15 protein-coding genes are annotated in these 25,701 nt (G+C 71.7%); 7 read left to right on the top strand and 8 right to left on the bottom strand.

Annotated elements, in window-relative coordinates; genetic code table 11:
• Positions 1-225: 225 nt before the first annotated feature.
• The 4 genes from ACTG9Q_RS22590 to ACTG9Q_RS22575 all read left to right on the top strand — a co-directional run bounded on the left by ACTG9Q_RS22590 (position 226) and on the right by ACTG9Q_RS22575 (position 4,682).
• Positions 226-672 carry an ATP-binding protein gene (locus ACTG9Q_RS22590; protein WP_455574849.1) on the top strand — a complete coding sequence of 149 codons (447 nt, stop codon included), beginning with the start codon at positions 226-228 and terminating at the stop codon, positions 670-672.
• Positions 673-1,130: 458 nt separating this feature from the next.
• Positions 1,131-1,667, top strand: a complete 537-nt coding sequence (locus ACTG9Q_RS22585; protein WP_455574848.1) for a hypothetical protein — start codon at positions 1,131-1,133, stop codon at positions 1,665-1,667.
• A 90-nt stretch (positions 1,668-1,757) separates the two neighbouring features.
• Positions 1,758-3,104 (top strand): PepSY-associated TM helix domain-containing protein, encoded by a 1,347-nt coding sequence (locus ACTG9Q_RS22580; protein ID WP_455574847.1) that lies wholly within the window; start codon positions 1,758-1,760, stop codon positions 3,102-3,104.
• Between the two features lie 153 nt (positions 3,105-3,257).
• Positions 3,258-4,682 carry an RCC1 domain-containing protein gene (locus tag ACTG9Q_RS22575; RefSeq protein WP_455574846.1) on the top strand — a complete coding sequence of 475 codons (1,425 nt, stop codon included), beginning with the start codon at positions 3,258-3,260 and terminating at the stop codon, positions 4,680-4,682.
• A 458-nt stretch (positions 4,683-5,140) separates the two neighbouring features.
• Here the strand turns inward: ACTG9Q_RS22575 and ACTG9Q_RS22570 are convergent, their stop codons facing one another.
• Genes ACTG9Q_RS22570 through ACTG9Q_RS22560 form a run of 3 tightly spaced genes read right to left on the bottom strand, consistent with a single transcriptional unit; the run spans position 5,141 to position 7,381 of the window.
• On the bottom strand, positions 5,141-6,244 hold the full coding sequence (locus tag ACTG9Q_RS22570; protein WP_455574845.1) for an acyl-CoA dehydrogenase family protein: 1,104 nt from the start codon (positions 6,242-6,244) through the stop codon (positions 5,141-5,143).
• The gene (locus ACTG9Q_RS22565) at positions 6,237-6,530 is read right to left on the bottom strand and encodes an acyl carrier protein (RefSeq protein ID WP_455574844.1); all 294 of its coding nucleotides are present in this window, start codon (positions 6,528-6,530) and stop codon (positions 6,237-6,239) included. Before ACTG9Q_RS22565 ends, ACTG9Q_RS22570 begins: the two co-directional genes overlap by 8 nt.
• Complete coding sequence (locus ACTG9Q_RS22560; RefSeq protein ID WP_455574843.1) at positions 6,527-7,381, bottom strand: 3-hydroxyacyl-CoA dehydrogenase family protein; 855 nt, start codon at positions 7,379-7,381, stop codon at positions 6,527-6,529. The genes ACTG9Q_RS22565 and ACTG9Q_RS22560 overlap by 4 nt, the downstream gene beginning before the upstream one ends.
• A gap of 448 nt (positions 7,382-7,829) precedes the next feature.
• On the opposite strand from ACTG9Q_RS22560, the gene ACTG9Q_RS22555 reads away from it, so the two are divergent.
• Genes ACTG9Q_RS22555 through ACTG9Q_RS22545 form a run of 3 tightly spaced genes read left to right on the top strand, consistent with a single transcriptional unit; the run spans position 7,830 to position 17,678 of the window.
• Entirely contained in the window at positions 7,830-9,650 is a 1,821-nt protein-coding gene (locus ACTG9Q_RS22555) for a non-ribosomal peptide synthetase (protein ID WP_455574842.1), read from the top strand.
• Between the two features lie 7 nt (positions 9,651-9,657).
• Positions 9,658-16,683 (top strand): condensation domain-containing protein, encoded by a 7,026-nt coding sequence (locus ACTG9Q_RS22550; RefSeq protein WP_455574841.1) that lies wholly within the window; start codon positions 9,658-9,660, stop codon positions 16,681-16,683.
• 44 nt (positions 16,684-16,727) lie between these two features.
• Complete coding sequence (locus ACTG9Q_RS22545) at positions 16,728-17,678, top strand: 3-oxoacyl-[acyl-carrier-protein] synthase III C-terminal domain-containing protein (RefSeq protein WP_455574840.1); 951 nt, start codon at positions 16,728-16,730, stop codon at positions 17,676-17,678.
• A gap of 48 nt (positions 17,679-17,726) precedes the next feature.
• Here the strand turns inward: ACTG9Q_RS22545 and ACTG9Q_RS22540 are convergent, their stop codons facing one another.
• The 5 genes from ACTG9Q_RS22540 to ACTG9Q_RS22520 form a co-directional block, all read right to left on the bottom strand.
• Positions 17,727-20,642: a carbohydrate-binding protein gene (locus tag ACTG9Q_RS22540; protein WP_455574839.1), complete on the bottom strand. Its 2,916-nt coding sequence runs from the start codon at positions 20,640-20,642 to the stop codon at positions 17,727-17,729.
• 77 nt (positions 20,643-20,719) lie between these two features.
• Positions 20,720-21,580: a carbohydrate ABC transporter permease gene (locus tag ACTG9Q_RS22535; RefSeq protein WP_455574838.1), complete on the bottom strand. Its 861-nt coding sequence runs from the start codon at positions 21,578-21,580 to the stop codon at positions 20,720-20,722.
• Entirely contained in the window at positions 21,577-22,542 is a 966-nt protein-coding gene (locus tag ACTG9Q_RS22530; protein ID WP_455574837.1) for a carbohydrate ABC transporter permease, read from the bottom strand. Before ACTG9Q_RS22530 ends, ACTG9Q_RS22535 begins: the two co-directional genes overlap by 4 nt.
• 1 nt (position 22,543) lies before the next feature.
• A complete protein-coding gene (locus ACTG9Q_RS22525; protein ID WP_455574836.1) occupies positions 22,544-23,926 on the bottom strand; it encodes an ABC transporter substrate-binding protein in 1,383 nt (460 codons plus the stop codon).
• Between the two features lie 22 nt (positions 23,927-23,948).
• Positions 23,949-25,601 carry a glycoside hydrolase family 13 protein gene (locus ACTG9Q_RS22520; protein WP_455574835.1) on the bottom strand — a complete coding sequence of 551 codons (1,653 nt, stop codon included), beginning with the start codon at positions 25,599-25,601 and terminating at the stop codon, positions 23,949-23,951.
• Positions 25,602-25,701: the final 100 nt, after the last annotated feature.

Below are 25,701 nucleotides of genomic sequence, written 5' to 3'. Positions count from 1 at the left end.
CGCGGGCCGGTTCGCCGACGACGAAGGTGCTTGTGAGTCCCAGGCCACGGCGGTGCCCGGCGTCCACCAGGATTGGCGACACGCAGAAGGGGTTTCCTGAGGGGCATGCTCCCGGTTGCGCACCGATAGGGCGCTAACACACGCGGTAGCGGCGTATTCCGCCAAGATTCAACCCCGCCTTTGCGGGGTATCTTCCTCGGCGCCGCCGGCGAAGGGATCTCCGTGTTGACCGACACCAACGCCGACGAACCCGTAGAGGACCTCGCAACAGAGACCGACGAGCTGGTGCGCGAGGTCGCCGCCACCCCCCAGCAGACCGTCATCATGCGCCATGCCCTCACCGCCTGGGCCGACAGCCACGGCCTGCCCACGGACCTCGTGGCCGACATCGCCCTCGCCGCCACCGAGGCGATGGCCAACGTGGTCGACCACGCCTACCCCCCGGAATTCCCCGGCACCCTGCACCTCACCGCCACCGCCACCGCGGGCTTCGTCACCGTCACGGTCATCGACACCGGCCGCTGGAACGACACCCCCACCGGCCCCAACCGAGGCCGAGGCACCTCCCTCATCCGCGCCCTGGCCCCCGAAACCGCGATCACCAGCACCCCCACCGGCACCACCGTCCGCATGACCTGGCCGTGGACCACCACCCCACCCGGGCAAACCTGAACGACACACGAGCTGACAGCCCGTTCGCGAGGCACCACAACCCAGCCCAAGCGAGCCAAAGGCGGCCCCGCTGGCTACGTTGTCGAACCAGCGGGGCCTATCCCTGACCTACCACGCGTGGTCCTTCAGGGCTGACCACTATCTAACCGATCAAGCGACTTGGTAAACCTCCTGTTCCCCACAAATCGACTGTGGAACCAGCCCCGCCCGCGCGGGGAGCGCGCTGCCACCGCGCACGCTGGCAGGTCCAAGCGCGGAGTCCGGCGGAGCTGTCGTCGACGCATCGCCCCGAGGTTTCGCGCGAGTTGCTCGCCGGATGTGTGGCTTCTGGCGAAAGTCTTCCGACGCGTGTGACGACAACCGCGCGCGTTGACGTCATGTGAATGGGTGTTCGCAGGTAGAGGCCGGGGTGCTCGTCTCGCTAATCTCGGTGAGACGACGAATGAAGGCGGCAGGTCGTGGGCGACGGCAGGGTGGCTCCGGCGCGCGGTAGGCGCACCGCGACCTCGCTCGTCGCCGCCCTCCTCACCGGCGGTGTGGGGCACGTGGTCGGTGGGGGGACCTGGTCGGGTTCGGCGATCGCTGTCGCGGCTGCCCTGCTCCTGTTGCCGTGCTGGCTGATGACCGCGCGCGAGCGGGGCCTTCCGGCGATCGTCGCGATGCTCGTCCTCGGCCAATCCGGCACGCACGTGACCTTGACCGTGCTCGCCGACTCGCACCTCGCCCACCTGGCGGTCGACCGCGGGGTGTCCGCGCTCGAGATGGTGGCCGCGCACGTGGTCGCGACCGTGGTGCTGGCGTGGTGGCTCCGCCAAGGCGAGCGACGGGTGTGGGCGGGCGTGCGCGGGCTCGTCACGAGACTGCTTGTCGCCGCACCGGTTGTCCACCCGGCCGCCTGCCCGCGACCCGCGTTCCCGGAGACGGCACTGCCCGCGCGTGCGGCGCTGCTCTCGCACACGGTGGTCACCCGCGGTCCGCCCGCCACCGCTGTCTGATCCGCTTCCCGACCCGCCACCGGCGCGCCCTCGCTCCGGTGCCGCTGCCGGTCGCCCCCGCACGTCCCCACCCACTTCAGGAGTTCCGCCATGACCACGATCGATCCCGAACCGCCTGGATCAGCCACCCCGGAGGCGCCCGCCAAACCGCGACCGCGCCGCGCGCTGTCGGCGTTGGCCCGTCGCGTCCACTTCCTGGCGGGCCTGGCGGTCGCGCCGTTCCTCGCCGTCCTCGCGCTGACCGGGCTGCTCTACGCCTTCACTCCCCAGATCAACGACGTGCTCTACGGCGACAAGCTGTACGTCGAGGCGACCGCAGGCTCTGTCCGGCCGCTCACCGAGCAGGTTGACGCCGCGCTCGCCGCCCACCCGGACGGCGAGGTCACCTCGGTGATCGTGCCCGCCGATCCGGAGCGCACCACGCAGGTCGTCCTCGACAAACCCGGCCTGGCGCACGGCGACGACCACTTCTCGACCGAGGCGCTGACCATCTACGTGGACCCGTACACCGGCAAGGTCGTCGGCGATCTGGTCACGGTAAACAACCGCCCACCCGCCCAGGTGTGGCTGCGCGAGCTGCACAGCTCGCTGCACCTCGGTGAGGTCGGCAGGCTGTACGCGGAGTTCGCGGCGAGCTGGCTGCCGTTCCTGGTGCTGGGCGGGCTGGTGATGTGGGTCGGCAAGCGGCGGCGCCTGCGGACGCTGCTGGTGCCCGCGAGCACCGGGTCCCCTCGGGTGCGCACCCGGTCGCGGCACGGCGTGCTGGGCCTGTGGCTCACCCTGGGCCTGCTCGGTCTGAGCGCGACCGGCCTGACCTGGTCGGTCCACGCGGGCGCGCGGGTCGACTCGGCCATCTCCGCGCTCGATGCCAAGTCGCCCAGCCTGAGCGCGCCGAACGTGATGCCGCGGGGCGAGCCGGTCGGCTTGGACCGTGTCCTGTCCGTCGCCAGGGCGCAGGGCATGGAGGACCAGCTGACGATCACCCTGCCCGCGTCGGCCACCAAGGCGGTGAAGGTCGCCGAGACCTCGGAGGGGCTGCCGGTCCGCAAGACCACGATCGCGGTCGACCCCTACACCGCACAGGTCACCGCACGGCAGGGCTGGCAGGACTTCCCGCTGCTCGCCAAGCTGACGACACTCGGCATCCAGGCGCACAGCGGCACCCTGTTCGGGTTCGCCAACCAGCTCGCGCTGGCCTTGGTCGCTATCGGCGCGTTGGCCCTGTTGGTCCTGGGCTACCGGATGTGGTGGCAGCGACGCCCGACCTCCGGCGGTCTCACCCCCGCGCCCGAACCGGTGTGGCGGCAGATGCCGCTCCCGGCCCTGGCGGCCGCCGTCGCGGTCGCGGCGGCACTCGGCTGGGCGATGCCGGTCTTCGGCGCCACCCTGATCGCGTTCGTGGCACTCGACAGCGCGTACCGCTTCGGGAAGGGCTGACCGGTGTGCGGGCGGGCAACGCCCGCCCGCACCCAACTGCGACAGCCGTCCGAGGCGCGGGGTTGACAGTTACGTAAAAGGGGTGGTGCTCGATGTGGGGGGTGACAGATGATCGCCCGATTGCGGAGGTCGGGGGTTGGAGGGTGGAACGCGGTGGGTGAAGTGGTCGGATTCCTTGTCGGCTGGGCGTTGGTAAGACACCAGCGAGCCAGTGCAGGCGGTGGTGTAGGAGAGGATCAGGCTGACGCTTCCGCCGCCAGGCTGTGGGGGCTGATTCATCTGCGATTCAGCCGTTACCCCGTGATCGCCGAGTTGGACGCGGCGTTGCGGGCCGGCCGGGTCCCCGCACCGTATGTCGAGGCGGTCGTCACCCGGCTGCTCGAAGACGCGTGTAGGCAAGATTCCCAGTTCGAATCCCGAGTCCATGCGGCGTACCGGGATGCGGCCATTGCTCGGAGCGGCATCACCGTCTCGACGATCACCAACTCCCTCGCCATCAACAGTCCCCTGAATACCAGCGGTGGCTTCATGGCCATCCAGGCGGGCGGGGATGTCAGGGCCCGATACAAGTCCATCCAGAACTACGCCTCCGACAATCCCGGCATGGCGGTGCTGATCGGTGTCTTGCTTCTGGTCAATCTGGTTCTGGTGTCGTTTGGTGGGGTGTGGGTGATCAGCCGAGCCGCAGGAACAGATCAGGTGGCGGGACAGTCAGTCCTGCCAGTTGGGACAGCTGAGGACCAGATTGTTCCGACAGGCGGAACACTGTTGGCCACTGGCTACCCGCTGGCGTGTGGACTCCGCGAGAACTTGTCGGCGCATTGTTGGTGGGAGGACGGCTATCTCGATGAATTCGCTGGCGCGTCCCAAACGCCGCCCGATCGATTCACCAGCATCAGCGTCTTCGATAGCATCGCGTGCGGCCTCAAGCAGGACCAGACCGTGCTGTGCTGGGACGCGCCCCGGAGTTGGGTGGATGGCCAACCCCGCGCCCAACCGCCATCCCCTTCGGGCTCGTTCGTGAGCATCGTTGTCGGCTGCGGAATACGCAGCACTGGAATCATCCAGTGTTGGGGAGATGATGCGCCTGATGCGCCCGACGGCAACTTCCGAATGCTGGCCTATGGGTCCGATGGCAACGCATGCGCGATACGCGACAACAACATGATCACCTGTTGGGGTCGGGACAGCAACGCTGTTGTCCAGAATTCGCCACCGGTCGGGGGGTTCACCACCGTGTCTGTGGGACAGGACCATGCCTGCGCGCTGCGTGTTGATGGTGCGATCACCTGCTGGGGCGAGAATCAGGACGGCCAGACGTCCTTCCCTGACGGGCACTACTCAGCGGTCGCCACCGGTGAGCGGCACTCCTGCGGACACCGCGTCGACCGGACCATCACGTGTTGGGGTCGCAGCGACAACGGCGACATCACGCCTCCTGACGGGGAGTTCGCGGTCTTGGGCGCGACCAACAGCGGTGACTACTCGTGCGGAACCCGCGACGACGGGACTGTTGAATGCTGGGGACTCGACCACGACGAGGCGCCTGCGCGCGGCGAGGTCTTCGCCCGCCCCTGACGGCTTCTGTGAGTGTCACCCTGAGGGCCACCTCAGTGCGGACGCGTATCAAGCCCTCGCACTGCGCACGGCACGAGCCGAATGGGCGTGCGGTGCGGTCATCCCGGTTCGTTCCTGGGCAGGGTGGGTGCCTGGACGGTCATCGTGGTGACGGGGGGTTTGCGGTTCGGCAACCAGGTGCAGCAGTTGCCCGCCTGCTCCGCCACGCGCGCCAGGTCGGCGTCGGCAGCTCGTGAATGCCCAACCGCATGTCCAAAGTAGACAGAAACTCCTCGTCGGCGCCGGTGAACTCCGCCTTCGCGGCGTCACGCGCGAACCCCGCCTGGTAGAAGGCGCGTCTACGGCGGGAGTCCTCAGTGGTCACCGAGGGCGCGAACGCCGCGTGGGCGGGCGCTCGGTGCCCTCGGCGAACCTCTTGGGCGGCCCAGTGCCTGCCAACCCGGTGCCGTTGCCCGCGGTCACGACCACACCGCGACGGCGTGCTTGGCCAGTGCGAGCTGGCTGAGCTCGGTGCTGCCCTCGATGATCTCCATGAGCTTGGCGTCGCGGTAGGCGCGGGCGACCGGGTGGCCGTCGTGGGCGCCCGCGGACGCGAGCACCTGCACGGCCGCCGCCGCGCCGCGGGCCGCGTTCCCGGCGGCCAGGTGCTTGGCCTGTATGGCGGCCATGACCTGTTCGGGGCTCCCGTCGTCCCAGCACGCGCTCGCGTGCTCGCAGACCCGGGTGGCCGCCTGCTCGGCGACGTGCAGCTCGGCGAGGTGGCGGGCGACGAGCTGGTGCTCGACCAGCCGCACGCCGAACTGCACGCGGGTGCTCGCATACCGGGCGGTGGCGCGCAAACAGCAGCGGAGGATGCCCACGCAGCCCCATGCCACCGACAGCCTGCCGTGGGTCAGCGCGGAGGTGACCAGCCACTCCAACGGCACCCCGGCCGTGGCGAGCAGGTGGTCCGCGGGCAGCCGGACGCCGGTCAGCGTGACGTCGGCGTGCCCGGCGGCGCGGCACCCCATCGGATCGGGCACGCGCGCCACTCGCACGCCGGGCGCCCGCGTCGGGACCAGCACGGCCCCGGCGCCGTCGCCGTGACGGCCGAACACCACGATGGTGTCGGCGTAGGCGGCGCCGGTGACCCACGTCTTGCGGCCGGTCACCACCACCTCGTCACCCTCGGGCCGGATCGTGGTGGCTATGGCCGAGAGGTCGCTGCCCGCGTCGGGTTCGCTGAACGCCACGGCCGCCAGTTCGCCCGCGGTGAACCTCGGCAGGTGGGTGGCGCGCTGCGCCGGGTCGCCGAAGCGGCGCACCGTCCACGCCGCGATGCCCTGCGAGGTCATGAGGCTGCGCAGCGACGAGCACAGCGCGCCGGTGAACGCGGTCAGTTCGCCGGATCGCCTGCTGCTCCAGCCGAGGCCGCCGTACTCGACCGGGACGTCGGGGCACAGCGCGCCCGCGGCGCCCAGCGCGGGCAACACGCCCGGCGGCAGCGTGCCCGCCACATCCCACTCGCTTGCGCTGTCACCGACCAGGTCGGCCACCAACGTCGCGACCGCGCCGTCATCCACGGTCCGGCACGTCCAGCCGCAGCACCATCCGGGTCATGGCGTCCACCGTGCGGAAGTTCGCCAGCGTCAGCTCCGGTCCCTCGACCGCGATCCGGAAGGTCTGCTCAAGGTGCACCACCAGCTCCAAGGCGAACAGGGAGGTCACCAGCCCCGTGCCGAACAGGTCCTGCCCGGGGCCGACGTCGGTGCGGAGCCTGCGGGACAGGAACGCGAGCAGTTCGGCGCTGATCTCAGCCGATCGGGTCCCGGCTGAGGCGCCGGGTCCCGGGACGGGGGGTGTGGTCATCGTGGATCTCCGTACGGGTGGAAGCCGAGTCCGGTCTTGCGGCCCAGCCGGCCTGCCGCGACGTGGGTCAACAACAGCTCAGCCGGGCGGTAGCCCTCGTCGCCGGTGTGCTCGAGCAGCACCCGCAGGGAGTCCACGACGGTGTCCAGGCCGATGATGTCGGCGGTGGCGAGGGGTCCGGTGCGGTGGCCGAGGCAGCCGGTGAACGCGGCGTCGACCGACGCCGCGTCCGCCACGCCCTCCTCGACGATCCGCGCGGCCTCGTTGATCATTCGCTGCAGCACCCGGTTGACGACGAACCCCGGCCCGTCGCCGACCGTGACCGCGGTCTGGCCGACGGCGGCGAGCAGCGCGCGGGTGGCCGCGACGGCCCCGGCGCCGGACCGGGGGCCGGGGATGAGCTCGACCGTGCGGACCAGGTACGGCGGGTTCATGAAGTGGACCCCCAGGAAGTCGGCCGGTCGCGCCACCCACCGCGCCATCGTGTCGATGGGGATGGCCGAGGTGTTGGAGATGACCGGTGTGCCCGCCGCGATCACGGCGGTCGCCCCGGCGAGGACCTCGGCCTTGACCCCGGGCTGTTCGGTGACCGACTCCACGACGAACCCGGCCGGGTGGATGTCCGCCAGCACGGTGGTGGTGACGAGTTCGCCGGTCCGGCTCCCGGCCGGGAACGCCCCCATGATGGTGGCCAGCCGCGTCTGGTCCCGGACCTGGTCGCGTGCGGAGGCGAGCACGGCGTCGGTCACGTCGACGAGCACCACCGGCAGGCCGTGCCCGAGCAGCAAGGTGGCGATGCCCGTCCCCATGACGCCCGCGCCCAGCACCGCCACCGGCTTGTCGTCGGTCATGACCCCTCCGCGCGGCGTTATCAGAAATAGCGACGGAAGGATGCGCAATCGTCGTCGATAAACTGTTTTATCGCCGTTGTTCTGCGTACGGGCGGGCCAACTCGATCCGGTCGCATCGGACCGATTTTAGGTGGTGCCATCGCGGTCGGCCATCCGCCGTTCGGGACGCGAATTGCGCCAATCGAGTGAGGCTCCGGCGGGATCTGTGATTACTGGATCTCGCAGGCCGCGACATTCGGATGTCACTTGCCGCCCTTTATCTCACCATCGTGCTGGTGAACTGCACTTTTTTCCGGAACGGAGTAATTCGGAGCGGCCAAATGGTGGTTGCCAGGGTTCAGGTCGACTGCGAATCATGAGTTTCGTGTCTTTTCCTGGGGGAGCGGTTGAGGGGAATTCGCGTGCTGAGGAAGATCAGCCGAGCGGCTCCGGACACATCGGACAGGTCATGGTTCACGACGACACCACCCGGTCCTACCCGGCCGGACGCACTCTGCCGGAACTGTTCGCCGAGCGCGTGCGCAGGCACGGCAGCGCGCAGGCCGTGCGGTCGCTCTCGGAGAACCTGACCTACCGCGAGCTGGACGAACGAGCCGAGCGCGTCGCCGGGTACCTCACCGCCGTCGGAGTGCGGCGCGGCGACCGGGTGTGCGTGATCAGCAGGCCGGGGCCGCGCGCCACCGTGGCCCTGCTCGCGATGGCGCGTCTCGGTGTCTGCTCGATCAGCCTGGAACCCGATGTCCCGCCGGAACGCCTGCGCGTGATCCTGCGCGACTGCCGCCCGGAACTCGTTCTGGTCACCGACCCCGATCACCGCCCCGACACCGGTGGGGTGCCGCTGCGCGACATCAGCGTGCTGCCCGCCGTCCCAGTTCCCATCAGCCCAGTTCCCATCGGCTCGGCCCCCGCCGTCCGGCAAGCGCCGCGGCCGCACGACCCGCTGTGCTGCGTCTACACCTCCGGCTCCACCGGAGCACCCAAGGGCGTGGTGCTCACCCACCGCAACCTGGTCAACCTGGTCTGGTGGCACGAGCGGACCTTCGGCCCCGTCGAGGGCGAGCGCTGCGGGCAGATCACCGCCCTGGCCTTCGACGCCTCGCTCTGGGAGGTGTGGTCGACGCTGTGCCTGGGGGGTTGCCTGTGCATCGCCGACGCGGGCCTGCGCGGCGACTTCCGCTCGCTGAGCCGGTGGATCACCAGGGAGGAGCTGCACACGTGCTTCCTGCCGACGGTGACCGCCCAACGCCTGCTGAACAGCGGCGCGCTGTCCGGGGCGCGCCACCTCCGCCATCTCCTGATCGGCGGCGACAAGCTCGCCGCGCTCCCCGACGGACTGCCCTTCGCCCCGGTCAACGTCTACGGCCCCACCGAGGCGTCGGTGTACGCGACCTGGTGGCGGCACGACGGTTCGGCCCCACCGCCGATCGGCCGCCCCGTGCACAACGTCCGCGCCCACGTTCTTGACCAGTACCTCCGCCCGGTGCCGCCGGACCGCGTCGGCGAGCTGTACCTGGCAGGCGACGGCCTCGCGCTCGGCTACCTCGGTGCGCCCGGCCCGACCGCCTCGCGGTTCGTCGCCGATCCCTTCGGGCCACCGGGGACCCGCATGTACCGCACCGGGGACATGGTGAGCCGGTCCGCAGGCGGGGTCCTGCGCTTCCACGGCCGCGCCGACCGCCAGGTGAAGGTGCGGGGCACGCGGGTGGAGCTCGACGAGATCGAACTGACGCTCGCCCGGCACGCCCAGGTCGCCGAGGCGGGCGTCGTGTGCGACGGCGGCGCCGACGGGGACCCCGCCGTCACGGCCTGCGTCACCACCACCACGGGAGCGGACATCGACCTCGTGGCACTGCTGGCATGGCTGCGCGAGCGGCTGCCCCCGGCGATGGTGCCGTCCCGCATCACCCGGCTGCCCGCCATGCCGAAGACGCTCAGCGGGAAGATCGACCGCACGGCCCTCGCCGGTCTCCCGGCCGCCGACGTGCCCCCGAGTCGGTGGGCGCAGCCGCGCACGGACGCCGAGCAGTCCGTGCAGGCGCAGTGGGCGGCGGTGCTCGACGGCCGGATCGCGGGCGTCCACGAGAACTTCTTCGACGTGGGTGGGTCCTCGCTCAGGATGGTGGAACTGAGCTGGCGCCTGGAGCACCTGTGCGGCGTCAAGATCACCGTCGCGCGGCTCTTCGAGCACCCCACCATCGCCGCGATGGCCCGCCTGCTGCGACCGCCCCGGCTGCCCGGCCGCACCGGTCACGAGGACATCGAGCTGTGAGGACGTGATGAGCGCGCACGCCGACCCCGTGGCGATCGTGGGCATCGCCTGCCGGTTCCCCGGCGCGGACACCCTGGAGCGGTTCCGGCACGACCTCGACACCGGGCGCGACATGATCCGGGCCCCGGGTGGGCAACGGGTGTGCCAGACGGGCCACGACGCGGGCGCCGCCTACCTGCCGATGGGCTACCTGGACCGGATCGACCTGTTCGACCACGACTTCTTCGGCATCTCGCTGCGGGAAGCCGAGCTCATGGACCCCCACCAGCGGATGCTGCTGCAGCTGGCGCACGAGGCGTTCGAGGACGCCGGGCTCGCGGCAGGCGCCCTGCGCGGGTCGGGCACCGGAGTCTTCCTGGGCACGCACCAGACGGCCTACCAGACGCTGTACACCGAGTTCGACCCCCAGCAGATCCTCGGCTCACTGCCGTCCGCCTCGGCCGCCCGGCTCTCCTACGTCTTCGACCTGCGGGGGCCCGCTCTCGTGGTGGACACCGCGTGCAGCAGCAGCCTGGCCGCGGTGTCGATGGCGGTGCAGCAGTTGCGCGGCGGCGCCGTCGGCATGGCGCTCGCGGGCGGCGTCAGCGTCTGCCCGGTGCTGCCCCCGCGCACCGGGCACCAACCCCTGCTCGGCATCGACTCACCCGACGGCACCTGCCGCCCGTTCGACGCCCGCGCCAACGGCACCGTCGGCGGTGAGGGCGGTGCGGTGGTGGTGCTCAAACGGCTCGCCGACGCCGTGGCGGACCGCGACACCGTGCACGCGGTGATCACCGGGGCGGCCCTCAACCACAACGGGCACCGCGCGGTCAGCATGGCCGCGCCCAGTGCGCGCGCCCAAGCGGCGGCCATCATCGACGCCTGCCGCGACGCGGGCACCGAGCCCGGCGCGCTCGGGTACGTCGAGTGCCACGGCTCGGCCACACCCCTGGGGGACGCGGTGGAGGTCGAAGGACTCCGCCACGCGCTGTCCGACTCCGGTCCCGGTCCCGCGCGCCCGCCGTGCGCCATCGGCTCGGTCAAGGGCAACATCGGCCACCTCGACGCCGCGGCAGGCATGGCGGGACTGCTCAAGGTCGTGCTCAGCGTGCGTGAGGGCGTGCACTACCCCACGGCGCACTTCACCGCGCCGAACCCGCAACTGGACCTCGGCGACCTGCTCACCGTGCCGTCCCGGACCACCCCGTGGTCCACTGAGGACGGCTCACCGCGCCGAGCCGGGCTCAGCTCTTTCGGGCTGACCGGGACCAACGTGCACGTCATCGTCGAGCAGGCGCCGCCCACCCCGCCGGACATCGGCCACGCCTGCGATGTCCAGGACCAGCCTGCCCAAGACCAGCCTGTCCAGCACCAACTGGTCACGCTGTCGGCGAAGACACCGGCCGCGCTCCGGCGGTACTGCCTGCGCTGGGCCGATTTCCTGCGGAAAACCCACCATTCCCTCGCGACGGTGGCGCAGGTGATGAACCTCGGCCGCGACGATCACCGCTACCGGCTGGCGTTCGTGCCGGGCAGCACCGCGGAACTGGCCGACGCGCTGGCCTCGGCGGCCGTGCCCGACCAGCCGGTGCGGGCGTCCAGGCCCGTGGTCATGCTGTTCTCCGGCGCGAGCGGCCCGATGCCGCCGTCCACCGCGGTGGCCGAGGTCACCCGCCAGCACGCGCTGTACGAACTGCTCGCCTCGCTCGGGCTGCCCACCGGCCGGTTCATGGGCTGCGGGACTGGGAACCAGGCGATCCGGGTCGTGCGGGGACTGCCGTCTCCGGCCGAGGGCCCGCGTGCGGGGACCGGCCACGGCATCGACCCCGCCCGCCTGCGCGCCGCCGTCGACAGCTTCGACCGCGACGGTGCGGTGCTGGTCGAACTGGGCCCCGGCGAGCAGTTGTCCCAAGAGGTTCGTCCCCTGACCGACCTGCCCATCGTGTCCGTCGCCGACGGTGAGGGGCGGCAGTTCCTGCTGAGCAGGCTCGGCCTGCTCTACACCCTGGGCGTCACCATCGACTGGGCGCGCCACCACGCGGACACCGCCCTGCCTCGCATCCCGGCGCCGACCTACCCGTTCGAGCCGGTGCGCTGCTGGTGCCGCCCGGCCACGACCGCCAGCGCCACCGAACCCACGACCGGCGCCGGGACGACCGCGTCCGCCCCGGCGCGCTCCGGCCCCGACGACATCGAGCGCAGGCTCGCCGCACTGTGGTCGCGGGCGCTGAAGGTGCCAGAGGTGCGCCGCGACTCCGACTACTTCGCGCTGGGCGGCACGTCGATCATGGGCATCACCGTGCTGCGCGGCATCGAACGGGAATTCGGCGTCGAACTGGGTTTCACCGACCTCTACGACCACCCGACGATGGGGCGACTGGCCGGGCGCGTCCACCACCTCATGCTCTCGGGGCAGCGCAGTCAGGCTCGCACGCCCATCGCCCCGGTGCCCCGGGAAGGCGCCCTGCCGCTGTCCTTCGGCCAGGAACAGCTGTGGTACCTCGACCAGCTCAACCCGCACAGCCCGCTCTACAACATCCCCGTCGACCTGCGCCTCACCGGAGCGCTGGACACGGCCGCGCTCACCGCCGCGTTGCAGGACCTCGCCGAACGGCACGAAGTGCTGCGCAGCCGCCTGCCCCACCGCGACGGTGAACCCCTCGCCCTCACCTCGGTCCCGCCACCCCGCCTGCCGGTCACTGATCTCAGCGCCCTTCCCGAGGCCGAGCGGACCCGCCGCGTCGACGACCTCATCAGGCGGGCCGCGACCCGCCCCTTCGACCTCGCCTCGGGTCCACTGTGGCGCACCCAGCTGCTCACCCTCGCCCCCGACGACCACGTGCTGCTGCTCACCTGGCACCACATCGTCTTCGACGGCTGGTCGCCCTCGGTCTTCTTCCCCGAACTGGCCGAGCTGTACGCGGCGCGGCGCGACGGCCGCCCGCACGCGCTGGCCGCACTGCCCATCCAGTACGCCGACTACGCGGCCTGGCAGCGCGAGCGCTGGTCCACCGCCTCCGCACCGGGACTGGACTACTGGCGGCACCGGCTCGCCGGGTTCCGGCAACCCGAACTGCCGCTGGACCGCCCCCGGCCACCGGTGCGCGGGTTCGCCGGGGACGTCGTCGAGTTCACCGTGCCCGCCGTGTTGGCCGAACGGGTCCGCGACTTCGGCAGGCGCCACGGCACGACCTCGTTCGTCACCATGCTGGCCGCGCTGACGGCGCTGCTGCACCGCTGGGCGGGCTGGACGGACATGGCGATCGGCGTGGCGACCTCCGGGCGCGACCACCCCGACACGCAGGGGCTCATCGGCTACTTCAACAACGCGCTCCCGTTCCGCACCGAGGTCACCGGCGACCTGTCGTTCGAGGACCTCGTCGCGCACTGCGCCCGCACCGCCACCGGCGTGCTCGACCACGACATCCCGTTCGAGAAGGTCGTCTCCGCGCTCGGCGGCAGGCGCGACCCGGCCCGCCACCCCGTCTTCGACGTCGCCTACACCCACCAGAACGCCCCCGCCCAGCTCGCCGAGCTGGCCGGGATCGGCGTGGACCGCCAGTCCGGTGGTCACCTGTCCGGCATCGCCCCGGGAACGGCGAAGTTCGACCTGACCCTCGGCGTCATCGAAGAAGGGCACGGCGCCATGCCCGGCTACGTCGAATACGCCGTGGCGCTGTTCGACAGGAGCACCGCGACCCGGCTCGCGGACCGGTTCACCGCGCTGATCGAGGAGGTGATGACCGATCCGCGACGGCCGCTCGGCCTGCGGCGCCCCGACCGGGAACCGGCGCGGGCGCACGGCATCGCGGAGCCGGTCCCGTTCTGGCACCGGGTGCAACAGCACGCCGCCGCCCGCCCTGACCACCCCGCGGTCGTCGACGAGCACGGCAGCCACACCTACCGGCAGCTCAACCGGATGGCCAACCGGCTCGCCCGGCGGCTCATCGCGGCGGGCGTGTCCGAGGAGACCCCCGTGCCCGTCCTGGCTCGCCGCGATGTCGACCTGGTTGTCGGCTGGCTGGCGGTGGCCAAGGCGGGCGGCGCTTTCGTCCCCGTCGACCCGGCCTCGCCGCGCCCCCGCGTCGACGCCATCCTGACCGACATCGGCGCTCGCCACATCGTGCTCGGCCGCGGCGTCGACGCCGCGGTGGCCAGCGCCATGCCTGCCGCCACCCTGCCTGCCGCCACCCTGCCTGCCGCCACCCTGCCTGCCGCCACCCTGCCTGCCGCCACCCTGCCTGCCGGCGCCGCGCCTGCCGACGCCGAGCTTTTCGTCGTCGACGCGGGCGCCACCGGGTCCGACGACGAGAACCCGGCCTCCACCGCCGCCGCGCGCGGGCTGGCCTACGTGTGCTACACGTCCGGATCGAGCGGGCGTCCCCACGGCTGCGCCGTCGAACACGGTCAGCTCGACGGCGTGATCCAGTGGTACCGCGAGGAGATGGCGCTGACCAATGAGGACCGGGTACTGCAGGGTGCCTGGCCCAGCTTCGACACCACCATCATGGAAGTCTTCGCCACCCTGGACCCCGGGGCCACCCTGCAGCTCGCCGACGCGGCGCTGCGCGACCCCGGCTCCCTGCTGGACTGGATGGCCGGAAACGGCACCACGGCGGCCTTCCTGCCGACCCCGCTGGCCGAAGTGCTGCTCTCCGAGGTCGAGCCGCCGCCCGGGTTGCGGCTGCGGGTGCTCAGCACCGGGGGCGACCAGCTGCGCACCCGTCCCGCGCCGTGGTTGCCCTTCCGGCTGCTCAACATGTACGGCCCCACCGAATGCACGATCGTGGCGACCGCGGGGGAGGTGGCGCCCCAGCGGGGGACCGCCCTCGCCGGTACCGCCTTACCGACGACTCCGCCGCCCGATTCCGTCACGCCCGATTCCGCCACGCCCGGTGCCGTCATGCTCGGCGCGGGGCTGCCGGACATCGGGGTGCCCATCAGCGACACCGTCGTTTATCTGCTCGACCGTGACAACAATCCGGTTCCCGAAGGCGACCTGGGCGAGATCCACATCGGCGGAGCCGTGGTCGGCCGCGGGTACCACGGCCTGCCCGGCCTGACCGCCACCCGGTTCCTGGCCGACCCGTTCACCGGAGAGCCGGGAGCGCGGATGTACCGGACCGGCGACATCGGGCGGCGCCTGCCCGGCGGCGCCCTCGAATTCCACGGGCGCGCCGACGACCAGCTGGAGATCCGCGGCTACCGAGTGGAACCCGCCGAGGTGGAGCAAGCGCTCAGGAGCCATCCCGCGATCCGGGAAGCCCTGGTGGTCGGCGCCCCCACGGCCGCAGGCGGCAGCCGCCTGGTCGCTCACGTCGTGCCTCGCGGGCCCGCCCCGGACAGCACCGCTGTGATCGCCTGGGCCGCCGCCGCGCTCCCGGCGTACATGGTGCCCGACCACGTCCTGATCACCGAGAGCCTGCCCACCACCGCCAACGGCAAACTGGACCGCAAACGCGCCCGGCAGAGCACCGGCATCCCGCCCGGCCGACCGGGCCGCCCCACCGGGCCCCGAAGCGCGAGCGAACAGGTCGTCACCAGCCTCTGCGCCGAGCTGCTCGACCTCGACCACGTCAGCGCGCGGGACAACTTCTTCGAGCTCGGCGGCGACTCCCTGCTCGGTATCCGCCTCGGCGTGCGCGCGGCGAAGGCGGGTGTCCAGTTCAGTCCTCAAGACCTGCTGCGGCACCGCACGCTGGGGGAGCTGGCCGCGGCCTCGGCGCCGGTCATCCCGCACGCCAACCCGGCGCCGGTCGCCCCCGTGCCGCTGACCCCGATCATGCGCATGTTCCTCGACGCGATGCCCGGCGGGGCCTCCGGTTTCGTCGAGGCACACGTCCTGGAGGCCACCTCGCGGCTGAGCCCCGACACGGTGCGGGCCGCGTTGCGCACCGTCGTCGAACTCCACGAGCCCCTGCGCTACCGGCTGCGCCGCAATGTCCTCGGCTCATACGTCGACTGCGTTTCCCGGGAGGAGGCCGACCTGGTCGACGTCAGGACCCTCACCGCCCTGACCCCCCAGCAGGAGCGCACCGCCATCGAGCACGACTGCGACGAGCTGGGCTCGGCCATCGACCTGGAAACCGGCCCGGTGCTGCGCGCCCGGTTCTACGACCGCGGCGCGGACCGCACTCCGCTCATCCTCCTGGTCCTGCACCACTTCGTCTTCGACAGCGTGTCCGCGGTGGTGCTCTTCGACGACTTGGACGCCGCGGTGGGGCAGCCCTCCGCCGCGCGGGCGGTCCCCGAGCGCCCCCCGGTGTGGCGGCGCTGGGCCGAGCACCTGCGGGCCATGGCCTTGTCCGACACGCTGGCGGCCGAACTGCCCTACTGGACCGCCACCCTGCAAGCAGGCGCCACAGCACCCTTCAGCGAACCGGCCAGCTCCGGTGAGGGCGGTTCAGCGCACCGGGAGATCGTCCTCGACCGGGTCCCGGCGGTCCTCGCCGTGGGCACGGCGGCAGGCGAGGAAGCGGCGATCTGCGCGCTGGCGTGCGGAGTGGCCCGCTGGCGGAACACATCGCGGATCGCCGTCATGGTGGAGGGCGCCGCGACGCCGAACCCCTACCGCCCGCACGGGCCGAGCGCCACCGTTGGCTGGTACACCAGCCTGCACCCGCTGGTCCTGCCCGCCGATCCGAACCGCGGCACCGCCGACTGCCTGCCCGCCATCACCGACACCCTGCGCGCCGTGCCCCACGACGGTGTCGGCTACGGCATCCTGCGGCACCTGAGCCCGGCCTCGCGGGCGGTCGCCGACCTGCGGTCCCTGCCAGAACCCAGGATCATGCTCGGTCACCAGGGCAGCGACGGCACCGGACTGGACACGGGCATCACCTCGTTCACCGTTCGCCCCGACCTCTACCCCCGGGCGCGGCGCTCGATCACCGACTGCTTCTCCCTGGTGCTGATCTCCGCCCTTCACGGCGACCGCCTCTCCCTGTCGATCATGTACGACGGCCGGTCCACGCGAGCCGACATCGACACGCTGGCCGATGACGTGGCACGGGCGTTCGCGGAACTGGCCGAGGACCCGACGTGCGGTCCGTAGCGATCGAGGCCACCGGCTGGTGCCTGCCCGAGACCGGCGTCGCGGTGGCCGAACTCCCCGAACTCCCCGGGATGTCGGCGCAGGAGAGGGAGATCTGCGCGGGGCTGGGCATCGATCGCGTATGTGTCGACGACGACGCGAACAGCCGCACCCTCGCCATCCGCGCCGCGCGTCAGGCACTGGCCGAAGCCGGACGGACAGCGTCCGATGTGGACGCCCTCATCCTGATCGAACCGCGAGTGCCGGACACCCTGCTGGCGTCCGAGGCCACGGCGGTGCAAGCCGCGCTGGGAGCCAACCGCGCGCTGACGTTCTCCGTGGGCGGTCTGGGCTGCGCGTCGATCGCGCCCGCGCTGCTGACCGCCCGTGGACTGCTCCGCGCCGACCCCGAGCTCGCCACGGTGCTGGTGGCGCACGGCAGCAAGCCCCCCACCGCCAGGCGATACCGGCACCCGGTCACCGTCCAGGGCGACTGCGGTTTCGCGGTGGTCCTGTCCAGCCACGGGCCCGTCCGGATCATCGACGTGGTGCTGGAGAGCGACGGCGACTACGCGGAGCTGTTCCGGGTGGAATACCGGGGCGTGCCGGTCGAGCACTGGCGCGAAGAATGCGCCGACATCGACGCGTACAGCTTTCAGCTCGCCCTGCGCACGCGCGACCGGCTGCGGGCGGTGAACCGGCGTCTGCTGGATCGCAACGGTCTGCGCCAGTCGGACGTCGCGGGCTACCTCTGCCAGAACCTTTCCCTTGCCGCGCTCCGCTTCTACCAGGAAACCCTCGGCGCGACCATCGACAGCGTTTGCGCCGACAATTTGCGCCACTACGGGCACCTCGGCCCGGCCGATGCCCTGTTGAACCTGCGCACCAGCCTCGGTCGTGACCGCTGGCGCTCGGGCGACCACGTGATCCTTCTCAACGTCAGCCCCGTCGCCGCCTGGAGCGCGATTCTCATCGAGATCACGACCGGCGACGCGAACGAGGACATCTGCCTTTAGCCAGGGGGATGTGGCTCCGGGGCGGCGCTGCCCCGGAGCCACATCCGGTCAGAACCCGATGTTGCCCGGTCCTCGCTGGATCACGAACCCGGAGTTGTTGACCAGCGCCGGGCCCCTGTTGCCCTGCACCGTCACGTGGCTGAACGTTCCCCTGCCCGGGGTGTTGAACTCCATGCCGATGGTCCCGGTCCCGTTGAACGACACCCTGTCCAGCGTGAGGTCGCTGACCGTCTGCTGCCAGCTCAGCAGCAGGCCCTGGTGGGTGCTGTCGATGACGTCCATGTCGCGCAGGACGACGGGGGCGTTGATGGGCGCGCTCGGGGCGTAGATCCACAGTGCGCCGATGTCGCTGCCCCAGTCGAGGCTGTGCGTGCCCGCCCTGGTCAGGGTGTTGCGCCGCACCAGGGTGGTGCCGCCGAACGGCCTGGCGTCGTGCCAGCTGGACACCGTGACGCCGGAGCCCTGGAAGACCGTGTCGGTGATCAGGTTGTCCTCGACGCGGTTGTCGGTGCCGCCGTAGATGGCCGCGCCGTTGGCCAGGATGGGCAGGCTGACGGTGTTGAAGGCGAACACGGTGTCGCGGACGTGCCACCCCGCGCCGTTCCACGACCACATCGCGAGCGCGTCGTCGCCGGTGTTGCGCAGGGTGCTCTGCTCGACGCGGACGTTGGCGGCGGTGCCGTTGACGTTGACCCCGTCGGCCATGGTGTTGCGCAGCCGCAGGCCGACGGCGTAGAGGCCGTTGGTGGAGCCGCCCACCCAGAGGCCGACCTTGGCGTGGTTGGACGCGAGGTGGCGCAGCAGCGAGCCGGTGCCGAAGTCGCCCTCGAACGCGGCGTCGGAGTTCGGCGCCGAGTCCGGGTCGCGGGTGGTGACGTCGCCGTCGAAGGTGAAGTCGCCGAGCTGGGTGTTGCTGCCCTGCACCATGAATCCGCCGCGGCGGTTGGCGCCGTGGAGGACGGTGTGCCACATGCCCGCGCCGCGCACGTCCACGCCGGCGACGTTGACCAGACCGTTGATGTTGTAGTTGCCCGCGGGCAGCCACACGCCCTTCACCGGCCCGCCCTGGGCCGCGGAGATCGCGGCGCGGATGGCGTTGGTGTCGTCGCCGCCGTCGTTGGCGACCGCGCCGTGGGCGTTGACGTTCACGTACCCCGCGGGGGCGCCGTAGGGCGCGTCCACGAGTTCGGTCTCGATCAGGTCCACGGTGATGTGCGCGGTGGCCGCGGTGTCCTTGGCGAAGCGCAGCACCGTGCCCGCCGGGTAGGTCCGCGGGAGCAGCGCCCGGGAGTCGTCGAAGTAGCGGTGCGGGCGTTCCCCGCCGGGGGCCGCGGTGAACGGGTACGGGCCGTACATCCAGCTGTACTTGGAGGTCAGCGTCAGGTCGCGGACCTTCGTGCCGTCGGCGTACACGGCCAGCGGCGCGCTCGTGCCGGTGCCGTCGGCGCTGTCGGGGATGCTCGCCCGGACGGTGACGGCGTTCGCGGGCTTGGTGAGGGTGATCTGGACGTGGCGGCCGGTGCCGCTCAGCTGCACGGCACGGCGGCCGGAGGCCTCGGCCTGGACAGTGGTATAGGTGCGGCCCGCGGCGAGCACGGTCCCGGTGGTCGTGGCGGTCTCGGCCTCGTGGGTCGAGTACGGGAGGGTGGCGCCGCGCGCGTCCAGCGCGACGCTCCCGGCGACGGTCACGCTGTCGAGGTGCACCCCGCCGGTGTCGCCGCTGTCGACCTGGTAGCCGACCAGGTTGACCCCGCTGCGCAGCGGCAGGGTGTGGCTGAGGGTGCGCCAGTCGCCCGCGGGGAGGGTGATCCGCTCGTGCCGCAACCCGTTGGCGTAGGCGGACAGCGTCCGGGAACCGCCGGTGTTGTTGCGGTACCGCAGGGTCACCGCGGCCTGGCCCGCCGTCGGCCGGTTCACCGTGCGGATCACCCGCGCGCCCTGGGTGAGGCCCGTGGCGTAGCCGACACCGGCGTCGGTGGCGCTGCCCGCCCCGCCCGCCAGGAACGCGGTCTCCAGCTCGACGGTGGCGCCGGAGGGGTCCGGCGGGGGAGTGGTGGTTGTTGTTGTCGTCGTTGGGCTGCCCGGGGCGACGGCGAGGTTGTCGACGTTGACGTTGCCGGAGTCGGCCGGGCCGTACTTGAGCGCGACGGTGTTCGCGCCCGCGTTGAGCGCGACCTGCTCGGTGACGGTGCCCCACGATGCCCAGCCCGTGGTGGCGGGCAGGCTGACCTGCCGGGTCGTGCCGTTGACGATCAGCGACATCGTGCGCGCGGACCCGGTGCCGTTCGCGTAGCGGATGGTGGCCCCGGCCGTCCTGGCCGCCGCCGACGACACCGCGAAGGTGACCGCCGCGCTGCCCCGGTTGGCGTCGACGAACCCGCCGACGTACCCCGACCCGGTGTGGCCCGCGTGCTCGCTCTCGACGCGGGCGCCGCCGGACAGCTGCGCGGCCTCGGCCTCGCCTGCGCCCGCCGGGACCGGCGCGACAGCGATGTTGTCGAGGTTGACGTTGCCGTTGTCGGCCGTTCCGTACCTCACCGCGATCGTGTTGGCCCCTCCCGCCAGGGTGACGGTGTGGCGCGCGGTGGCCCAGGTGCCCCAGTTCGCCGTGGCGGGCAGGGAGATCTGGCGGGTCGTGCCGTTGACGACCAGCGACACGGTCCGGGTGGAGCCGGTGCCGTTGGCGTAGCGCACGGCGACCTCGTTGCCGCCCGCGCTCGCGCCGCCGACGGCGAAGGTGACGCTGGCGCCACCCCTGTTCGCGTCGACGAACCCGCCGACGTAACCGGACCCGCTGTACCCGGGATGGTCGCTTTCGGATCGGGCGCCGCCGCTGAGGGCGGCGGACTCGGCCTCGTAGGTGCTGGGGGCCGCGGACACCCAGGAGGTGACCGCGAGGCCGCTCGCGACGACGGCGACCGCGAGCGCCGCGGCCTTGGCTCTGGTGGGGACTCGACTCAACATCGTTGTTGACTCCTCGGGGACAGGGTTCAGCGGGAGACAGGGTTCAACGGGGGGCAGGGTTCAACCGGAGACAGGGTTCAGCCCTTGATGGCGCCTTCGAGGGCGCCGTTGCGCAGGAACAGGCGTTGGAAAACGAGGAAGAGCGCGACGGGGATGACCGTCGAGATGGCCAGCGCGGCGAGGAACACGTCCAGTTCCACGTAGCGCTGCAGCGCCGGTAGGCGCACCGACAGGGGCTGCAGCGCGGGGTCGGGCAGCACGAGCAGGGGCCAGAGGAAGTCCTTCCAGCTGGCGACGACGGCGAACACGGAGACGACGCCGATGATGGGGCGCGAGAGCGGCAGCACCACCGACCAGAAGATCCGCAGCGGTCCGGCGCCGTCGACGCGGGCGGCCTCGAACAGCTCCTTGGGGAGGTTGGCGAAGAACCGCTGGACGAGCAGGACGGTGAACGCGCTGGCCCCGGACGGCAGCCACACCGCCCAGAAGGTGTTGATCATCGAGGCCCGCACGACCGTCAGGTAGAGCGGGACGAGCAGCACGATCGAGGGCACGAACAGCGTCGCCAGCACGGCCGCGTTGACCACCGCGCCGTAGCGGGGCCGCAGTACCGCGAGGGCGTAGCCCGCCGTGGTCGCGACCACCAGCTGCACCAGCCACGAACCCGCCGCCAGCGCCACGGTGTTGACGAAGTGCTTGTCGATCTCGACCCGGGTCCACGCGGTGACGAGGTTCTCCAGGTCGATGCCGTTGGGGAACACCGCGAGCGGCTGGCGCAGGGTGTCCTGCGTCGGGGTCACGGCCGCTTTCGCCAGCCACAGCATGGGACCGAGGCCGACGAGCAGCAGCGCTCCCAGCAGCAGCGCCTGCAGGGTGCCCGCCACGCGCCGGATCGCGGCGGTTCCCCACTCCGATGGCGAGATCAGGCCGCGGTTCACGTGGAGCTCCAGGACCGGGTCAGGCGCAGGTAGATCGCGGAGAACAGGGCGAGCGTGAGCGCCAGCAGGATGCTCAGCGCGGTGGCCGCGCCGTAGTCCCCGCCCAGGCTGTTGGCGAAGGCGTAGTCGTAGATCAGCAGCAGAATGGTCATCGTGGAGTTCGCCGGGCCGCCCCCGGTGAACAGGAACGGCTCCAGGAACACCTGCGCGGTCCCGATGATCTGCAGGATGAAGGTCACCAGCAGCACGCCGCGCAGCCGGGGCAGGGTGATGTGCCAGATCTTGCGCCAGATCCCGGCGCCGTCGATCTCGGCGGCCTCGTACAGCTCGGCGGGCACCGCGGCGAGGGCGGCCAGGTAGATGATGATGGTGCCGCCCGCCGCCGCCCAGGTGGCCTCCAGCACCAGCGCGGGCATCGCGGTGTCGGAGTCCTGCAGCCATTGCAGCGGGCCGATCCCGACCGCGCCGAGGATGGTGTTGAAGACGCCGTCAGGGCTGGCGTCGTAGAAGAACTTCCACAGCAGCACGGCCGCCACGGGCGGCACCACGACCGGCAGGTAGGCCAGCGCGCTGAACACGCCCCTGCCCTTGCGGACCTCGCTCATCAGCACGGCCGCCACCAGTGGGATCGGGTACCCGAACAGCAAAGCCAGCAGCGCGAACCAGAGCGTGTTGCCCACCGCCGTCCACAGCAGCGGGTCCGAGAGCACATAGCGGAAGTTGTCCAGCCCGACGAACGTGGCGTCGCTGACCAGGTTGGTCTTCTGGAAGCTCATCACGAGCGACTGGACGATCGGGCCCCAGGAGAACAGGCCGAACACCACCAGCAGCGGGAGCAGGAACAGCAGGGTGCTCAACCCGCCCCCGCGCGCCCAGGTGAGCGGGCTCCGGCGGCGCGGGCGGACCGGCGGCGGGAGCTCCGCCGGTCCGCCCAGGTCGGTGGCGGGCGCGTGGGTGACCACGTCAGCCCCGGTCGAGCAGGGCCTGGGCCTTGGCGTCCGCGGCGGCCAGCAGGGCGGGGATGTCGGCGCCGCGCTCGGTCAGCACGGTCTGCACCAGGGTGTCGAGCAGGCCGTAGACGTCCTGTGTGGACTTGACGGGCTCGGTGACCAGCTGCTGGTCGAACATGGCGTCGGTGTAGGGGGTGAACTGGCCGAGCGGGACGTTGACGTACTCGGCGACCCAGCCGCGGGCGGCGTCGTAGGTCGCCTTGTCCAGCACGGGCAGCTGGGGCGAGCCCACCGGCTGCTTAGCCTCGGACTGGGTCTTCGCCTGCAGCACGGCGGCGTCGCGGTCGGTCAGCTTGCCCATGTAGTAGAAGTCGATCCACTGGACCGCGGCGTCCTTGGTCTTGTCCCCCGCCTTCGGGCTGACCACGGCCAGCGTGCCACCGCCGAGCACGCCAGCGGTGGGCTTGTCGGCCAGCGGGAGCACGGTGACGCCGTAGTCGGCCGGGTCGAGGGCGTTCTGGGTGACCAGGTTGTCGTAGTTGCCGCCACCGGAGACGTACATGCCGACGCGGCCCGCGGCGAAGTCCTGGTTGATGGTCCCCCAGTCGTACAGGAAGTTCGCGCCCATGCTGTTGTCCTCCCAGCGCATCGCGCGCAGGAGTTCGAGCACCTGGGCCATCTCCGGGGTGTCGACGGTGGCCTCGGCCTTCTCGCCGCCGATCACCTCGGTGCGGCCGCCGAAGGCGTAGTCCAATGTGGTCAGTATCCAGCCGCCGGTGTTGTCGGCGGTCATCTGGGCGTAGCCCGCCTGCCCGGTCCGCTCGCTGATCCGCTTCGCGGCGGCGCGGATCTCGGGCCACGTCGTCGGCGGCTTGTCGGGATCGAGCCCGGCCTTGGTGAACAGCGCGCGGTTGTAGTGCAGGGCCTGGCCGTACGCGGCGATCGGGACCGCCCACTGCGCGCCGTCGGCGGACTGGCCCGCCTTGGCGACGTTGGGGTTGAACGAGCCTGCGTAGGGCAGCGCCGCGACCCGGGAGCTGATGTCGGCGATCTGGCCGTTCTCGATGAGGCCGCGGCCGTCGGTGAACGGCACGGTGAACACGTCGGGGATCGTGCCGCCCGCCAGCTGGGCGGTGAACGTCGCCGCCGTCCAGGTGTACTCCTGGGGCCGCACGTCGACGTCGGGGTTCGCCGCCTCGAACTGGGTGACCCGCTGGTTGAAGGCGTCGATCGCGGCCTGCTCCAGGCCCGCGTCGATGGCGACATCGACCACGACCTTGCCGTCGGTCGCCACGGTGTCGGCGCCCGTGGCGCCACCGGAGCCGCAGGCCGACGCGGCGAGGACGACACCGACCGCGAGCACCGCGGCCGTCGGGTTGTGCTTGGCAGACTTCATTGTCGCTCCAACGAACTCTCGGTCAGACACGCAGCCAGACGGCGGCGTCGGTGGGCAGGTCCGCGCTGTCGAGCACCGCGCTGGCGAGCAGCACCCCGCGGTGTTCGGGCAAGGCGATGGGGTCGGCGCCGAGGTTCACCACGCAGGCGATGCCCCCTCGGCGGAAGGCGATGACGTTGTCGGCGCTGTCGAGCCAGGTGAACGCGTCCCCGCGCAGCGCGGGCTCCGCCCGGCGCAGGCGCAGCGCGGCCCGGTACAGCGACAGCACGGACCCTGGGTCGTGCTCCTGCGCCTCGACCGAGCGCTGCCCCCATTGAGCGGGCTGCGGCAGCCACGTCGGGGCGGTGCCGTCGTCCGGGCCGTCGCCTGTGTCGTTGTCCGGGCCGTTGTCCGGGCCGTCGTCCGGGCCGAAACCGAACGAGGGCCCGCCGGTCGTCCAGGGCAGGGGGACCCGGCAGCCGTCGCGGCCCGGGTCGGTGCCGCCGGAGCGGGCGTGCATGGGGTCCTGCAGCACATCCAGCGGCAGGTCCTCCACCTCGGGAAGGCCCAGCTCGTCGCCTTGGTAGACGTACAGCGCGCCGGGCAGCGCCGCGGTGAGCAGCGCGGCCGCCCTCGCCCGGCGGGTGCCCAGCTCGAGGTCCGTCGGCACGCCGAAGCGCTTGCCGAGGAAGTCGAACGAGCTGTCCGCCCGGCCGTAGCGCGTGACCGGGCGGGTGATGTCGTGATTGGACAGCACCCAGGTCGCGGGCGCGCCCACCGGGGCGTGCGCCTCCAGCGTGGCGCTGATGGACTCGCGCAGCGCCTTGGCCTCCCACGGGCGGGTCATGAAGTCGAAGTTGAACGCCGAGTGCATCTCGTCGGGGCGCAGGTAGCGGGCGAAGCGGTGCCGGTCCTCCAGCCAGATCTCCCCGACGAGCACCCTGGGCTCGGGGTAGGAGTCGGCGACGGCGCGCCAGCCCCGGTAGATGTCGTGCAGCTCGTCGCGGTCGATGAACGGGTGCTCGCCCTCGGCGTGGGTCTCCGGGACCTCGGGCAGCGCCGGGTCCTTGACCGGCATGCTGGCCGAGTCGACCCTGATGCCCGCCACGCCCCGGTCGAACCAGAACCGCAGGATGTCCTCGTGCTCGGCGCGGACGTCCGGGTTGTTCCAGTTGAGGTCCGGCTGCTCCGGGGCGAACAGGTGCAGGTACCACTGGCCGTCGGCCACCCTGGTCCAGGTGCCGCCCCCGAAGCTGGAGCGCCAGTTCGTCGGGGGCAGCTCGCCCCCGGGGCCGCGCCCGTCGTGGAACCAGAACCGCGCCCGCTCCGGCGAGCCCGGCCCCGCGGCCAGCGCCGCCGTGAACCACGCGTGGTCGCTGGAGACGTGGTTGGGCACCACGTCGATGATCGTGCGGATGCCCAGCTCGGCCGCCGCGGCGATGAGCGCCTCGGCGTCGGCCAGGGTGCCGAACGCCGGGTCGATCGCGCGGTAGTCGGCCACGTCGTAGCCGCCGTCGGCCAGCGGCGAGCGGTACCAGGGGGTGAACCAGATGGCGTCCACCCCGAGGTCCCGCAGGTACGAGAGGCGGGAGCGCACGCCCGCCAGGTCGCCGGTGCCGTCGCCGTCGGCGTCGGCGAAGCTGCGCGGGTAGACCTGGTAGATCACCGCGTTCCGCCACCACTGCCCCGTGCTCACGTTCCGTCCCCTCGACTGGGTTCGAACGGCCGACCATGCGGTCGATCGTCGCTGATAGGATGAGGTTTAGCGCTCCACCAGTGGAGCAGGACGTTAGCCC

It is taken from the genome of Actinokineospora lacus, from assembly GCF_053813445.1.
This window is presented reverse-complemented; position numbering and strand designations above follow the sequence as displayed.